Origin of the sequence: Rubellimicrobium aerolatum (genome assembly GCF_017872975.1) — a bacterium.
GTDB classification, from domain to species: domain Bacteria; phylum Pseudomonadota; class Alphaproteobacteria; order Rhodobacterales; family Rhodobacteraceae; genus Rubellimicrobium; species Rubellimicrobium aerolatum.
The window spans coordinates 226,902-242,395 of the sequence record NZ_JAGGJP010000002.1; the positions used below are offsets into that span (position 1 = coordinate 226,902).

The following is a 15,494-nucleotide window of genomic DNA, read 5'->3' on the forward strand; positions in this document are numbered from 1 at the left end:
GGGGCCGTCAGGCCTCGTAGTAGTCCCGCCCGTAATGGACCAGCGCGCCGTAGCGGTCGCCATAGCCGTAGCGCCGCATCCCCTTGGGATCGACCCGCGACAGGACCAGCCCCGTCACCGGCACGTTGACCGAGCGGAACTGCCGCATCCCGTCCTCCACAAGCCCGCGCCCCGTGAAGTCCCAGCGGACCACGTAGAGCACTGCGTCGGCGGCCTGCCCGATCACGCGGGCGTCCGGCACGACCAGCACCGGCGGCGTGTCGATCACGACGTGGTCGTAGCGGTCGCGGGCCTCGTTCAGCATCCTCTGGAAGCCGTCGGACGAGAAGAAATCCGCCGCGTTCACCTCTGCGCGGCGCTCGCCCAGCAGCACGTCGATCCCGGCACCCTCGGGCCGCAGAACGGCGTCGGCGAGCCGTTCCCGCCCCGCCACGGCGGCGACGAGGCCGCCCCGGGCGAGATCCTGCCGGAAATAGGCCTGGAGCGTGCAGCGGCGGATGTCGCCCTCCACCAGCAGCACGCGCTTGCCCAGGCCGCCCAGGTTCTGCGCCAGCGCGATGGCGAGCGTGGTCTTTCCTTCGTTGGGAACGGACGAGGTGACCATGATCACCTGCGGCGGGCTGTCGATCCGCGACAGCAGCAGCGAGGTCCGCAGGTTGCGGATCGCCTCGGCGGCGGCCGAGGTCGGCTTGCTGGCCAGATAGGCGATGGTGTCCACCCGCGCCCGCGCGGGGATGCGCGGCACCTGCCCCAGGACCGTCCGCCCGGTGTGGCGTTCCAGCTCCTCGGCGCTGCGGAACGTCTTCTGGAGCAGCTCGCGCCCGATGACGACCGCCGCCCCCAGGAGGAGCCCTATCATCAGCGACAACGCCAAGGCGCGGGCCGGGCGCGGCGCGATCTGCTCGCCCGGGATGGCCTCGGTCAGGATGCGGCTGTCGGCCTGATAGATGTCCTCCTGCACCGACGCCTCCTTGAGGCGGCTCAGGAAGGTCTCGTAGAGGACGCGCGTCGCCTCGGCCTCCTGCTGGAGCTGGAGCAGAGCCTGAAAATCGGCGGACTGGCCCTGGAACTGCGCGGACAGGTCGTCGGACTGCTGCTGCAGCTCCTCCGCCTGCTCCTGCCCCCGCTCGATCTCGGCTTCCGCCTGAAGGACCACCTGCGCGAATCGCCGGTCGAACCGCTCCCGCGCCTCGGGATCGGCGGGCGTGGCAGCCAGCGCCGCGGCGGCGGCGTCGAGCTGACCATCCTCGGCCGCCTCGGCCTTCGCCGCCACGTCGCCCGAAGACTCGGCCGCGCGCAGCGCCACCAGCCGCTCGCCCACCCGCTCGAGCCGCCCCCTCACCTCCTGGAGCTCGGCCCCGAGCTCGATCGACTGGATGTTGAGCGCCTCCAGGCTCTCGGCGCTGACCAGCGCGCTGCGGGCCCGAAGGTCGGCGATCTCGTTCTGGCGGCTGTCCAGCTCGGCCCGAAGGTCGCCCACGCGGCCCGAAAGCCAGGTCGCGGCGCGCTCGGTGGCCTCCACCTTGAGGCGGATCTGGTCGTCCCGGTAGAGCCGGGCGAGGCCGTTGGCCAGGAGCGCCGCCTTCTCGGGGTCCTCGCTGGTGGCCGAGATGGTGAAGACATAGGTGTCGTAGCTGCTCTCGGTCTCGATAGCGCCGCGCACCGCGTCGATCACGTCGCGCCGCTCCTCCTCGGGAGAGAGGGCCTCCTCCTCGGGATCGGCCCCGCCGGGCAGCCAGGACCGCACCAGCCCCCCGAGCCCGGCCAGGAGACCCGGCCGCGCCTCGGGGTCGGGCAGCGCGCCGTTGAACTCGGGGTCCCGCATCAGGCCTAGCCCGTCCACGAGCCGGCCGATCAGGTCGCCCGAGGTGATGATCGACATCTCGGTATTGATGCTGGCCTCGTCGCCCGTCAGGCCGCTGACCACCGCCTGAAGGTTCATCATGTCGGGCATGTCGATCTGCAAGGCCATCTCGGCCTCGGCGCGATAGACCGGGGTCACGCTCGCCACGAGTCTGTAGTAGCCCAACGCCGCGACCAGCGCAGCGCAAGCAAAGACGCTCAACTTGTTCCGCCAGACGGTCCCGGCAAGGGCGAGGATGTCGATCTCCTCGTCATCCCCGGTCCGGGATGGCGCGGCATGGAGGTCTTGGGGCTGCACGGGCTTCTGCATCTGGGCGGTGTCTCGCGGCGCTGAGGTCCGGGCCCTCTTAGACCAGGATGGAAAGGCCATCAAAGCGTTAACTTCGCTCGCGCCCAGGTCCGGGCAGGCCGTGCGTCGTCCGCACCCGGACGCGGGGCGGCCGTCCACCACGCGATGTCTCGGACCGACCTGACGATGCGTCACCTTGTCGCATCTTGGGACGACCTGGGTCCGGCGCTCGCGACAAGGGTCCAGTGGACAGGCTGACTGACCTATGGCAAGCGCGCGTCGCGACGGTCGGACAGGCCGCCGGCGGTGACGTTGAACGGTGCGGCATGACTCCTCGAAGCGGACCGGCGGCCCCCGCCGGACATCCCGGTCCCGACGCGGCGGACGGCTGATGGCGTCCGGCGACGCCCTGGCCGACGACCTGCTGGCCGCCGGCCTGCGAGGACCGTGCTGCTGGCCGCCCGAGGCCGACCCCGGCCGCGTCGTGAGCCGCGCGCTCTTCCACGGCGTCGCGGGCCTCCTGGCGGGCCGGCTGTCCGGCTGGCCGCCCGAGGCCACCGCCGCCCTGCGCCGCACCGCGCTCGCGCAATCCATGTGGGAGATGCGCCACGGCCGGGTGCTCGCGGACCTGCTCGCCGCCTTGGACGCGGCGGGCGTGCGAGTCCTGCTCCTCAAGGGGACCGCGCTCGCCTACGACCTCTACGACCCGCCCGCCCAGCGGCCCCGGGGCGACAGCGACCTGCTCGTTCCGCCCGAGAACCTGGACGCGGCCCGGGCCGTGCTGGAGGCCCAGGGCTTCGCGCACTACTACGACGACCCCTCGGCCGAGGACGGGACCCGCCTCCAGGAAGCCTGGCGGCGGACCACTCCCGACGGGCTCCCGCACGAGATCGACCTCCACTGGCGGACCCTGAACGCCCGCGCCCTGATGCACCTGTTCCCCTTCGACGCCGCCTGGGCGCGGGCGCGGCCGCTGCCCCGACTCGCGCCCCAGGCCCGGGGCCTGCCGCTTGACCTCGCGCTGCTCCTGGCCTGCGCGCATCGGGCGCAGCACCTGGTGAACCCCTATTTCGCGAACGGCCGGGCCTACCACGAAGGCGACCGGCTGATCTGGCTGCGGAACATCGACCTGATCGCCCGCGCCCTGGACGCCGAGGGCTGGGCGGCCTTCGAGGCGGCGACCTTGGAGGGTGGGCTCGCCCCGGTGGCGCTGGAGGGGCTCCGTTCCGCCGCCGCGCGGCTCGGGACGCCGTTGCCCGAGGCCACGACGGCCCGGCTCGCGACCGCGCCGCGCGATACCCCGGCGGCACGTTATCTCCTCGGCGCGGCGCAGGCGGGGCGGGCGCTCCGGGACCTTCGGGCGGTGCCCGGCCTGGGCGGCAAGGCACGCTACCTCTGGCGCCGGGTGCTGCCGCCGGCGTCGTTCCTGCGGATGAAGTATCCCGAACTGGCCGGGCGCCCGGTGCCGCTCCTGCATATGAAGCGGATCATGGACTTCCCGAAGCCGCGCCGGACCAGGGGCGCGGAGTGACGCTCGCGCACCTTCTCGACCTTGCCCGGCCCCATCGCGCCGCGCTCCTGCTCATGGTCCTCCTGGGCACCGCCGAGACGGGGGCGCTGCTCGCGCTGCCGGCCCTGGGCGGCCGGCTCGCCGGGCATGTGCTCGACGCAGCAGGGGCCTCGCCCTTGCCGGCGGCGCTGCTCCTCGGGTTGGCCCTTGCCGGAGCGGCGGCGCTGCGGGCGCTGTCGGCGGTGGTCTCGGGCCGGACGGCGGCGGCGATCCTCGCGGGGCTCAGGACGCGGGTGCACGACCACCTCCAGAGCCTGCCGCTCGCCGTGCACCAGCGGCACGCCCAAGGCGATCTCCTAGCACTCGCCACCTTCGAGATCGCCCGGCTCGGCGACTTCCTGGCCGTGACCCTGGTCGGCCTGCCGGCGCAGCTCCTCACCGCGCTCGGGGCCGTCGTCCTGATGGCCCGCATCGACCCGGGCCTCGCGCTGGCCGTGCCCTTGGCGGTGCCCGTGTTCTTCCTTGCGCTCCGGGTCGCGGGCCGCCGCCTGCGTGCCCTCGCCCAGCGGACCCAGGAGGCCGAGGCCGATCTCGTGGCCGCCGCCGCCGAGGACCTGGCCCTTCTCCCCGCGATCCGCTCCTTCGTCCGGGAGGACGCCGCCTCGGCGCGGTTCGCGCGGCGGGCCGAGCGGGTGCGCGAGCTGGAGGCGAGGGAGAACGACATCCAGGCCACCCTGTCGCCGCTGACGGGCCTTGTCGCCGGATTGGGCGCCGTCGCCCTCCTGGCGCTGTCGGGCCGGGGCCTGCGCGCCGGCACCACCTCGCCCGCCGAGATGGTGAGCCTGTTCCTCTACGCCGCGCTGCTCACCCGGCCGGTGGCCGACCTCGCGCTGGTCTACGGGCGCGTGCAGGCCGCGCGGGGGATCCTGGCCCGGCTCGGCGCCCTCCTCGACGAGGCGCCCGAGCCCGGCCACGACGCGCCCCTGCGGATGGCGCGCGCCCAAGGCGACATCGCCTTCGAGGATCTCCGCTTCGCCCATCCGGACCGCGAGGAGGCGCTGCGCGGCGTCGCCCTGTCGGTGCGGGCAGGCGAGACGCTGGCCCTGACCGGACCGAACGGCGCCGGCAAGAGCACGATGATCGCGCTCCTGCTCCGCTTCATGGATCCCTCGGGCGGCGCCGTGCGCCTGGACGGGACCGACATCCGCGACATCCGGCTCGCAGACCTGCGGCGGCAGATCGGCTGGGTGCCGCAGTGCCCGCTTCTCCTCGACGCCAGCGTGCGCGACAACATCGCCTTCGGCCTGGAGGGCGCGACCGACGCGCAGGTCGAGCGGGCGGCCCGGCTGGCGCAGGCCCACGACATGATCCTGTCGCTGCCCCAGGGCTACGCCACCCGCATCGGCGAGAACGGCGTGCGCCTGTCAGGGGGCCAGGGCCAGCGGATCGCCCTCGCCCGCGCGCTGATCGCCGACCCGCCCGTGCTCGTGCTCGACGAGGCCACCTCGATGTTCGACCTAGACGCCGAAGCCGCCTTCGTCGCCGCCGCCGCCGCCGCCCTGCGGGACCGCACGGTGATCCTGGTCACCCACCGCCCGGCCATGCTGGCGCTGGCGGATCGGATCGTCACGCTGGAGGACGGCCGCATCGTGGCGCAGCGCGCGGCGGCATGAGCGGGATCTGCGGGCTCATGCGGCTCGACGGCGGGCCTGCCGAGGCGATCGGCGCGATGGCCGCCCCCTTGGAGCGGCGCGGCCCCGACGGCACCCGCCTCTGGGCCGACGGCTCCGTTGCCCTGGGCCAGACCCTGCTCGCGACCACGCCCGAGGCCTTGGTCGAGGCGCTGCCGCTGACCCATGCGGAGTCCGGCTGGACCATCACCGCCGACGCCCGTCTCGACAACCGCGAGGAGCTTCTGGCCGCGTTCGGGCTCGCCGGGCCGGGCCGGGTCATCGGCGACGGCGAGTTGATCCTGCGCGCATGGCTCGCCTGGGGCGAGGGATGCCTCCACCGCCTACTGGGCGATTTCGCCTTCCTCCTTTGGGATTCGCGCCAACGGCGGCTCTGGGCGGCGCGGGACCCGCTGGGGATGCGCGCCCTGGCCTACGCCCACGCGCCCGGCCGACTCCTCGCGCTCGCGACCGAGCCCCGGGCCGTCCTGGCCGCCCCCGGCGCGGCGCGCGGCATCGATTGGGCGCGGGTGGCGGACGTCCTCGACGGCCATCTGGAGGCCATCGACCACGAGACGACGATCTTTCAGGGCGTCCAAAGGCTGCCCCCGGGCCATTGGCTCCGCGCCGACGCGGGTGGCGTGACGATCCGGCGCTACTGGACGCCGACGCCCGGTCCCCTCCTGCGCCTGCGCGGCCCCGATGACTACGCCGAAGCTTTCCGCGAGGTCTTCACCGAAGCCGTGCGCTGCCGCCTGCGCGCGGCGGGCCCGGTGGGCTCGATGCTGTCGGGCGGAATGGATTCGGGCTCCGTGGTGGCGGTCGCCTCGCGGCTCCTGGCGGCCGAGGGACGCGGGCCGCTCCCCACCTTCTCCGTCGCTGGCCCCGACCCAGCGACCTGCGCCGAGAGCCGGGCCCTCCGCGCCAGCCTGACCTTGCCGAATCTCGACCCCCATGTCGTGGATCTCGGCGACCTGTCGGTCTGGGAGGACGACCTCCTTGCCGCCCTGGCCGGAATCGCCGACCCGTTCGACGGCCACATGAACCTGCCGCGCGCCGCCTATCTCGCCGCGCGGCGGGCCGGGGTGCGCGTCGTGCTCGACGGCGTGGCGGGCGACGTGGCGCTCCACTGCGGGCAGCGCATCGGGCACCTGATTCGCGGCGGTCGGCTCCTCGCGGCCTGGCGCGAGGTCCGGGGGACCGAACGGTTCTGGGGGGGCGAGATCCCGCGCCGGACCATCTTGGGCGACGCCCTCCGGCAGGCCGCCCCGGAGTCCGCGAGGGCGCTCGGCCGGCGGTGGCGGGGCGCCACGGCGCGGCGCCCGCGCTCCCCGATCCTGTCGGAGGCCCTGGCGCGCGAGGTGGACATCGACGCGCGAGTGGAACGCGACAGGCGGAACAACCGCCTGCCCACCGGCTCCGAGGCCCAGCAACGCGCGGCCCTTCTGGCCGGCCCCGCCCTCGCCATCGGCCGCGAGCGCTACGACCACGTCGCCGGCGCCTTCGGGATCGAGCCGCGCGACCCGTTCATGGACCTCCGCGTGGTGGACTTCGCCCTGCGCTGCCCCGGCGAGCAGCTCATGTCGGACGGCTGGCCCAAGACGTTGCTGCGCCGCGCCATGGAAGGGCTCCTGCCCCCGGAGGTGATCTGGCGGCCCGGGCGGACCCATCTTGGAATGGACCTGAGCGGGGCCATCGTGGCCCGCCTGGGGCCATTGTCCACCATCCGAAACAGTCTGTCCCCGGACGCAGCGGAACTGCTGGCCGACTGGACGGGGCTCCGGAATGGACAGCCCTTGCCCGACACATTAGGGGAAGAAACGTGTTTAGATTTTGTTAACCTTGTGCTCTGGCTTGGACAACCAAGCCTCGGGCCGATCCTTCAACCATCCTGACCCAAGTGAGCCGAATGAATACCCAAGACAAACCGCAAGCCTCCGCCCCGGCCGCCTACAGCGCCCCCAAGCTCACCGTCCACGGTAGCGTGGCCGAACTGACCGCCGCCGGCAGCAGCGGCCGGCCCGAAGCCGGCAGCCGGCGTCAGTCCCGCATCCGGGCCTGATCCGGACATGGCGGGGACATGCGCGCGCTCGCGCGCTCCCTGCCCTCCCATGGCCCGAGGTCCGCGCGCCTCGCGGGCCGGGCGCTGACCGGCCCGCAGGCGATGGCTCGTCGCTCTTGAACGGACCATGCTCACGTCCCGCCGGGACCCCCCTCGACGCCTTCGGCCTCGGCGGCTGGACCTTCGCAGTGGAGCCCGACGAGCTCATGCCGTCGGTGACCTGGACCTGGCGCGACCGGATCGGCACCGCCGCCGGCCGGCCCGACGGGATGCCCGGGCACCATGCGCTGCACGGCGAGGGAATCGGCTGCGCGCTGATCTCGATGGATGACCGCTCCGTGCGCCTCCGCGAACCGGAAGGCGCCGACGAGGCCACGGTCGCGCAATGGATCGCCGATCAGGCGGTGCCGCGTATCCTGGCGCACCTGGGCGAGTTCGTGGTCCATGCCGGCGCGGTGCAGGCCGGCGATGGACGTGTGGCGCTGTTCCTGGGCCCCACGGGTCGCGGCAAGTCCACCCTTACCGGCTTCCTCCACCGCGAGGGCTGGACGCTCCTCGGCGACGACGCGGCCCGGCTTTCCCTCCAGGACGGCCAAGCGGTCGCCGGCGCGCTATATCGGCGGCTCAAGCTTCTCCCGGACAGCTGGAACCGGCTCTTTCCCGAGCCCGGCACGCCCCCAATCCTGACGGGGCGCAAGGTCAGCGTGGACCTCGACGCGGTGCTCGATCCCGTTGCGCCGCGCCCCGTGGCCGCCATCTTCCGCATCGACATGCCGGGCGACACGCGGGAGCCGGTCGCGCACCGCCTGTCCGGAGCCGAGACCTGCATGGAACTGGTCCGGGAGAGTTTCGCCCTCGATCCCACCGACCGGGGGCGGGCCGCCCATCGCCTGCCCCTCGCCGCCGCCGTCGCTGCCGCCGCGCCAGGCTTCGCGCTCTCCTACCCGCGCGACTTCGCGCAACTCGGCCGGGTGCGCGATCTCGTCGCGGCGACGCTGGACCGGACCGCACACGCGCGGCTTGGGCCCTAGCAGGACCCAGGCCGCGCGCCGCCGCCCTCGATTACAGGACAAGCCCACGCCCATGCTCGACCGGTTTCCCTCCGACATCGCCCCCTCGCCCGAGGCCCTGGAAAGCCGCGTCGGCGAGGAGATGGTGCTCCTGCACCTGGGCAACGATACCTATTACGGCCTGGACGCCATGGGCACCCGGATCTGGACGCAGCTCAAGGCCGGCACGCCCCTTCCGGCGATCCGCGACCGCATCGCGGCCGAGCATGGATTGGACGCCCGAACCGTCGAAGCGGACATGGCGCCCTTCCTCGACGACCTGCTGAAGAACGAGCTGCTGGTCCATGGGTGAGGGAACCATCCGTCGCCTCGGCCCGCTTGCCTGGGCCGACCTCCTGCGGGCCGCGCTGGAGCTTGGGGCGGCCCGGATGCTCCTGCGGCGGCGCTCATGCCGCGACCTGATCCGGATGACCCGTGCCCGGACCCCGGCCCAGCCCATTCCCGAGACCCGCGCCACGCGGGTCGTCGAGAGGGTGGCCTTCGCCGTGCCCCGCGTCGCCGCCCGCGTGCCCTGGCGGGCCGACTGCCTCGTGCAGGCCCTCGCGGCCCAGTCCTGGCTGACCCGCGCCGGGGTGGAAAGCGAGCTTCGCATCGGCGCCCGGCAGGAGGATGCGACGGGGTTCGAGGCTCATGCCTGGCTGACCTGCGGTCCGCGCGTCGTGACCGGCGGCGGCGCTGGCGCCTTCGCTGTCCTTGTCGGGCCGGACACGCCCGTCTGAACCGACGCCGCGCCACCTGCGGCATTGTCGTCACACATCGACGCGAGTTGGTGAATAGGGCTCTTTGACGGCCCCGCGCCTCGGTTTTTTCCCGATCCCGCCATCTTCTTGTCGCAAGTCGGCGCTGTTAAGGCGCCACGAAGTCCCGAGCAGCGGGACGAACAAGGGGCAAGGGTGCTGGTTTCATGAGGGATGTCCCGACAAGCGCAGGGGCGGCCATGACAAGTCATGTCTTCGCGGTCGGAACGGGCGGCGCGTCCGCGATGGTCTACCGGGCGACGAAACGCCTGATCGACGTGGCGATCTCCCTGCTGCTCCTGCCGCCCCTCGCGGGCGTGGCGCTGGTGGCGCTCGCCCTGAATCCCCTGTTCAACCGGGGCAGCCTCTTCTTCGTGCAGGAGCGCATGGGCCTGAACGGCCAGGGCTTCCGCGTCTACAAGTTCCGCACCATGGGGCCCGCCACGACGATCGCCCGCGGCCCCTTCGACGCGATCGACAGCGACCGGATCACGCCTCTGGGCCGGATCCTGCGCGAGAGCCGCCTAGACGAGCTGCCGCAGATCGTGAACGTCCTCAAGGGCGAGATGACCCTGGTCGGGCCCCGGCCGGACAACATAGAGCACGCCCGGGTCTACGCCGAGAAGGTTCCCGGCTACCGGGAGCGTCATGCCGTCCGCCCCGGCATCAGCGGCTACGCCCAGACCGAGATCGGCTACGTGGACAGCCTGGATGGCGTGCAGGCCAAGGTGGAGGCCGATCTCCATTACCTCCGCCACGCCTCGCTCCGCTTCGATCTCTGGATCGTCTGGCGGACCATCGGGATCATGCTGGGGCGCAAGGGAAGCTGAGGCTCCTCCGATCGGTCGATGAGGGCCGGCCGACACTGGCCGTCAGGGCGCATGGACAGGCGTTCCGCACCATGCGACAGGCGTTGGGGCGGCGACCGCCCGGAACCCGGAACCATGAGGGACCTCTCGCGACGACCTTGCCTGCCGCCATCGCCTTCCGTGTCCCGAAGCCGGGCCCGGCCCGAACGCCCGCCGGGTAGTCCCGTCCTTTCGTCCATCCGCGTCTCAGGAGCCTCCAAGCGTGACCAAGCGAGCTCTCATCACCGGCATCACCGGCCAGGACGGCTCGTATCTGGCCGAGTTCCTCCTGGCCAAGGGCTACGAGGTGCACGGCCTCAAGCGCCGCGCCTCGCTGTTCAACACCCAGCGCGTCGACCACATCTACGAGGACCCGCACGAGAATGGCCGCTTCCGGCTCCACTACGGCGACCTGACCGACACCTCGAACCTGACCCGCATCCTCTCGGAGATCCAGCCGGACGAGGTTTACAACCTCGGCGCGCAGTCCCACGTCGCGGTGAGCTTCGAGGCCCCGGAGTATACCGCCGACGTGGATGCCGTGGGCACGCTGCGCCTCCTGGAGGCGATCCGCTTCCTGGGGCTTGAGAAGAAGACCCGCTTCTACCAGGCCTCCACCTCCGAGCTCTACGGCCTCGTGCAGGAGACGCCGCAGACCGAGACCACGCCGTTCCACCCGCGCAGCCCCTACGCGGTGGCCAAGATGTACGCTTACTGGATCACGGTGAACTACCGCGAGGCCTATGGAATCTACGCCTGCAACGGCATCCTCTTCAACCACGAGAGCCCGCGCCGGGGCGAGACCTTCGTGACCCGCAAGATCACGCGCGGCCTGTCGAACATCGGCATGGGCCTGGAGAAGTGCCTCTACATGGGCAACATCGATTCCCTGCGCGACTGGGGCCACGCCAAGGACTACGTCCGGATGCAGTGGATGATGCTCCAGCAGGACGAGCCCGAGGACTACGTGATCGCCACGGGCGTCCAGTATTCGGTGCGCGAGTTCATCACCTGGGCCGCCGAGGACCTGGGCATCACCCTGCGCTTCGAGGGCACGGGGCTGGACGAGGTGGCGGTCGTGGATGCCGTCCACGGAAACGCGGCCCCCCTGGTGAAGGCCGGGCAGGTCGTCATGCGGATCGACCCGCGCTACTTCCGGCCCGCCGAGGTGGACACTCTCCTTGGCAACCCCGCCAAGGCCAAGCAGAAGCTCGGCTGGACGCCCGAGATAACCGCGCGCGAGATGTGCCGCGAGATGGTGGCCTCGGACCACCTCGCCGCGCGGCGGCAGGCGCTGCTCAAGTCGCACGGGCTCGATCTGCCCCTCAGCGTCGAGACCTGAAGGGGGGCGACCGACATGGCGCGCATCTACGTGGCGGGACACCGGGGCATGGTCGGGGGCGCGATCCTGCGCCGCCTCCTGGCCGGTGGCCGGGACGTGATCCTCACCCGCACCCATGCCGAGCTGGACCTGACCGATCAGGCCGCCGTGCGGGACTTCATGGCGGCCGAACGGCCCGACGCCGTGATCCTCGCGGCGGCGCGCGTGGGCGGCATCCACGCGAACAACACCTACCCGGCCGATTTCATCTACGACAACCTGCTGATCCAGGCGAACGTCATCGGGCAGGCCCACGCGGCGGGAGTGCAGCGGCTCCTGTTCCTCGGCTCCTCCTGCATCTACCCGCGCGAGGCGCCGCAGCCCATGGCCGAGGACGCCCTGCTGACCGGCGTGCTGGAGCCCACGAACGAGCCCTACGCCATCGCCAAGATCGCCGGGATCAAGCTCTGCGAAAGCTTCGCCCGCCAGCACGGGCGCGATTACCGCTCGGTCATGCCGACCAACCTTTACGGGCCGGGCGACAACTTCCACCCCGAGAACTCCCACGTCCTGCCCGCCTTGATCCGCCGCTTCCACGAGGCGGTGCGCGGCGGCCGCGGCGAAGTGGTGATCTGGGGCACCGGCACCCCGCGTCGCGAGTTCCTGCACGTGGACGACATGGCCGAGGCCTCGCTCTTCGTGATGGACCTCGACCGCGCGACCTACGAGGCGAACACCCGGCCGATGCTGTCCCACATCAACGTCGGCACCGGCGAGGACATCTCCATCGCCGACCTCGCCCGCCTGGTGGCCGAGGTGACGGGCTACCGGGGACGGATCAGGTTCGACACCTCCAGGCCCGACGGGACGCCGCGCAAGCTCATGGACGTGAGCCGCCTGGCCGCCATGGGCTGGCGCGCGCGCACCGCGCTCCGCCCCGGCTTGGAGGAGACCTACCAGTGGTTCCTGCGCGAGGCCGCCAGCCTCCGGCAGTGACCACCCGCCGCGTTCCCGCCCGGCCAGCCCCGCCCCATGGCGGGGCTCTCGGCGACCTCCCTTCAGGACCCTAAGATTCCCATGGCAGCGATCCATCCCGTCCTCCTCTGCGGTGGCTCCGGCACCCGGCTCTGGCCGCTCTCGCGCAAGAGCTACCCCAAGCAGTTCGCCGCCCTCCTCGGCGGGGAAAGCCTGTTCCAGGCCTCGGCCAAGCGCCTGTCGGGGCCGATCTTCTCCGCGCCGGTCGTGGTCACCGCCGACGCCTTCCGCTTCATCGCCGCCGAGCAACTCGCGGAGGCGGGCATCGCCCCCGCCGCCCTCCTGATCGAGCCCGAGGGCCGAGACACCGCCGCCGCGATCCTTGCCGCCACGCTCCATGTCGCCGCCGGGGACCCGGAGGCCCTCCTCCTCGTTGCGCCCTCCGACCACGTGATCCCCGAGGCCCCGCGCTTCCGCGATGCCGTAGCGGCGGCGGTCCCGGCAGCCCAGGCCGGCCGCATCGTCACCTTCGGCATCGCCCCCGACCGGCCCGAGACGGGCTACGGCTACCTCGAACTTCAGGCGCCGTCGGAGGCCGAGGTCGCCGCGCCCCTGCCCCTCGTGGCCTTCGTGGAGAAGCCGGACGCCGACCGCGCCGCCGCCATGGTGGCCGGCGGGCGGCACCTGTGGAACGGCGGGATCTTCCTGTTCCGCGCCGACACGATGGTCGCCGCCGCGCGCGAGCACGCGCCCGACCTCCTCGCCGCCGTGGAGGCCGCGCTGGCCGGGGCCAGGCGCGACCTGGGCTTCTGCCGCCTCGACCCCGTGGCCTGGGCCAAGGCCCCGTCCATCTCCATCGACTACGCGGTGATGGAGAAGGCCGGCAACCTGTCCGTCATGCCCTACGCCGGCCGCTGGTCGGACCTGGGCGACTGGGCCTCCGTCTGGCGCGAGACCGAGGACGAGGGCGCCGGGGGCAACGCCCTCTCCGGCCCCGCCACCGCCATTGCCTGCGAGGGCACTCTCCTGCGAGCCGAGTCGCCCGGCCAGCGCGTGGTGGGCCTCGGCCTCACCGACATCGTGGCCGTCGCCATGCCCGATGCCGTGCTGGTCGCCCACAAGGACCGCGCGCAGGATGTCAAGGCCGCCGTCGCCGCTCTCAAGGCCCAGGGGGCGCGGCAGGCCGAGACCTTCCCCCGCGACCACCGCCCCTGGGGCTGGTTCGAGAGCCTCGCCATGGGCGACCGCTTCCAGGTCAAGCGCATCGTCGTGCATCCCGGCGCGGCGCTGTCGCTGCAAAGCCACCACCACCGCTCCGAGCACTGGATCGTCGTGGAGGGCACGGCGCGGGTGACCGTGGGCGACGAGGTGCGCCTCGTGACCGAGAACCAGTCGATCTACATCCCGCTCGGCGCCCGGCACCGGATGGAGAACCCGGGCAAGCTGCCCATGGTCCTGATCGAGGTGCAGACCGGCCCCTACCTTGGCGAGGACGACATCGTCCGCTATGAGGACGTCTACGCGCGGCAGTGATCCGGCGCGGCCGCGCATCCGGTCCGGTCGATCCCGCCCGGACGGTGCACGGTCTCCTCTCGCGACAATGACAGGCCAGCCGTGACCGCCAACGTAGCGACCGACGGGACCACCGCCCTCAGGGGCATCGCCTGGCTTTCGCTCGCCGCCATCGGCACCAAGGTCCTGTCGGTGGCGAACCAGGTCCTGCTCGGACACATCGCCTCGCCCGAGACCTACGCCGTCTTCGCGATCGGCGCGGCGGCGCTGGCGCTGGCCTCGGGCTTCTACAGCCCGGCCATCGGCAAGTCGCTGATCCAGAGCCAGGAGCGGTTCCACGCGCTGTCGCGGGACTACTCGGCCTTCGCGATCATGCTCAGCCTGATCGGGGTGGCGCTGATGGGCGTGGCGAGCGTGGTCCTCGCCCGCCTCTACGACATGCCGGCCCTGACGGCAGTCATCCTCGTCACCGCCCTCAGCCTGCCGCTCACCGCCCTCAAGAACATCTACCTGAGCGCGCTGTCGCTGGACCTGCGGTTCCGCACCATGTCGCTCACCGGCATAGCGCAGGCGGCGATCTACTACGTCGCCATCCTGGCCATCGCGCTGGCCGGGGCCGAGACCCTCAGCATCGCCGCCGCCCTCTCGCTGTCGGTGCTGGCGCAGGTCTGGCTCCTGCGCCGCGAATCCCCGTCCACCGCCATCGGCTTCCTCATCGGCCTGCGCCGCTTCCGCGAGATCCTCTGGAGCCTGCGCTGGATCATCGGCACCGGCCTCGCGTTCGGGCTGACGCAGAACGGCGACTACCTCGTGCTGGGGGCCGTCCTGCCCGAGGAGGAGTTCGGGCAATACTACTTCGGCTTCCTGCTGACGGCGAACCTCGGCGTGCTGCTCACCTCCAGCGTGGGCGAGGCGGCCCTGCCGATCTTCGCCAAGTTGCAAAGGAGCCCGGCCGAGCTGCGCGAGCGGTTCCACTCCCTTTGCGGCGGGATGGCCTTCGTCAGCTCCCTCCTAGCCCTGGGCCTGATGGGGCTCCTGCCGCTCGTGGCCCATGCCGTCTGGGGCGGCAAGTGGGACGAGGCCGCCCTGGCCGGGACCGCCATCGCCATGACGCTGCCGCTGCGCCTCAACGAGGCCATCGGCGCGGCGGTGCTGGAATCGCAGGGCCGCTGGCGGCTCCGGGCGGTGCTGATGATCGCCGACGCGGGCGCGCTCATGCTCGCGGCGGCGGTGGGGGGCCTGCTCTGGGGCCTGCCGGGCGCCGCCTTCTGCGTCGCGGCCGAGCAGGGGCTCGTGGGACTCCTGAGCTACGCCGTGGCCGCGCGCCGGATCGGACTCGCCCTCCCGGAGCAGGCGGCGCGACTCCTCCGCATCGTCCTGCCGCTGGCCGTGGGGATTGCGGCGCTTGGCTTCGCCTCGGCCCAGGGTCATGCCTTCTGGGCCATGCCCGTCGCGACGGCCTCGGCCCTGCCCGCGACCGCCCTCGCGCTGGCCGCGACGATCGCGGCGAGCGGACTGTGCAACCGCGAGGGCATGGCCTTCCTGGCCGGCGCCCTCGCCCGCCGGCGCGCCCGCGCGGCGTGAGGGGAAGGGCGGCCCGATGACGACACGGCCGGACGACGCCGCGAGGTCGGGGC

Annotated in this window: 13 protein-coding genes; 12 read left to right on the forward strand and 1 reads right to left on the reverse strand. The window is 72.4% G+C overall.

Going from position 1 to position 15,494, the window contains the following annotated elements; all coding sequences use genetic code 11:
- Nucleotides 1-7: 7 nt before the first annotated feature.
- Entirely contained in the window at nt 8-2,161 is a 2,154-nt protein-coding gene (locus tag J2Z33_RS03315) for a Wzz/FepE/Etk N-terminal domain-containing protein (RefSeq protein WP_209837875.1), read from the reverse strand.
- Nucleotides 2,162-2,543: 382 nt separating this feature from the next.
- Here J2Z33_RS03315 and J2Z33_RS03320 point away from each other — a divergent pair, with 382 nt between their 5' ends.
- The 12 genes from J2Z33_RS03320 (at nt 2,544) to J2Z33_RS03375 (ending at nt 15,441) form a co-directional block, all read left to right on the forward strand.
- The gene (locus J2Z33_RS03320) at nt 2,544-3,683 is read left to right on the forward strand and encodes a nucleotidyltransferase family protein (RefSeq protein ID WP_209837877.1); all 1,140 of its coding nucleotides are present in this window, start codon (nt 2,544-2,546) and stop codon (nt 3,681-3,683) included.
- Nucleotides 3,680-5,335 (forward strand): ABC transporter ATP-binding protein, encoded by a 1,656-nt coding sequence (locus J2Z33_RS03325; protein WP_209837879.1) that lies wholly within the window; start codon nt 3,680-3,682, stop codon nt 5,333-5,335. The genes J2Z33_RS03320 and J2Z33_RS03325 overlap by 4 nt, the downstream gene beginning before the upstream one ends.
- Nucleotides 5,332-7,227, forward strand: coding sequence for an asparagine synthase-related protein (locus J2Z33_RS03330; protein WP_209837881.1), 1,896 nt, complete (start codon nt 5,332-5,334; stop codon nt 7,225-7,227). The genes J2Z33_RS03325 and J2Z33_RS03330 overlap by 4 nt, the downstream gene beginning before the upstream one ends.
- A gap of 14 nt (nt 7,228-7,241) precedes the next feature.
- Nucleotides 7,242-7,394, forward strand: a complete 153-nt coding sequence (locus J2Z33_RS18925) for a lasso peptide (protein WP_209837883.1) — start codon at nt 7,242-7,244, stop codon at nt 7,392-7,394.
- A 116-nt stretch (nt 7,395-7,510) separates the two neighbouring features.
- Nucleotides 7,511-8,425: a hypothetical protein gene (locus J2Z33_RS03340; protein ID WP_209837885.1), complete on the forward strand. Its 915-nt coding sequence runs from the start codon at nt 7,511-7,513 to the stop codon at nt 8,423-8,425.
- Nucleotides 8,426-8,477: 52 nt separating this feature from the next.
- Nucleotides 8,478-8,756, forward strand: a complete 279-nt coding sequence (locus J2Z33_RS03345; protein ID WP_209837888.1) for a PqqD family protein — start codon at nt 8,478-8,480, stop codon at nt 8,754-8,756.
- Nucleotides 8,749-9,183, forward strand: coding sequence for a lasso peptide biosynthesis B2 protein (locus J2Z33_RS03350; RefSeq protein WP_209837889.1), 435 nt, complete (start codon nt 8,749-8,751; stop codon nt 9,181-9,183). Before J2Z33_RS03345 ends, J2Z33_RS03350 begins: the two co-directional genes overlap by 8 nt.
- Nucleotides 9,184-9,401: 218 nt before the next feature.
- A complete protein-coding gene (locus J2Z33_RS03355; protein WP_245218513.1) occupies nt 9,402-10,031 on the forward strand; it encodes a sugar transferase in 630 nt (209 codons plus the stop codon).
- Between the two features lie 241 nt (nt 10,032-10,272).
- Nucleotides 10,273-11,391, forward strand: coding sequence for a GDP-mannose 4,6-dehydratase (gene gmd, locus J2Z33_RS03360; protein WP_209837891.1), 1,119 nt, complete (start codon nt 10,273-10,275; stop codon nt 11,389-11,391).
- A gap of 15 nt (nt 11,392-11,406) precedes the next feature.
- Nucleotides 11,407-12,366, forward strand: coding sequence for a GDP-L-fucose synthase (fcl, locus tag J2Z33_RS03365; RefSeq protein ID WP_209837893.1), 960 nt, complete (start codon nt 11,407-11,409; stop codon nt 12,364-12,366).
- A gap of 81 nt (nt 12,367-12,447) precedes the next feature.
- On the forward strand, nt 12,448-13,878 hold the full coding sequence (locus J2Z33_RS03370; RefSeq protein WP_209837895.1) for a mannose-1-phosphate guanylyltransferase/mannose-6-phosphate isomerase: 1,431 nt from the start codon (nt 12,448-12,450) through the stop codon (nt 13,876-13,878).
- Between the two features lie 81 nt (nt 13,879-13,959).
- Nucleotides 13,960-15,441, forward strand: a complete 1,482-nt coding sequence (locus J2Z33_RS03375) for an oligosaccharide flippase family protein (protein ID WP_209837897.1) — start codon at nt 13,960-13,962, stop codon at nt 15,439-15,441.
- The last annotated feature ends 53 nt before the right edge of the window (nt 15,442-15,494 follow it).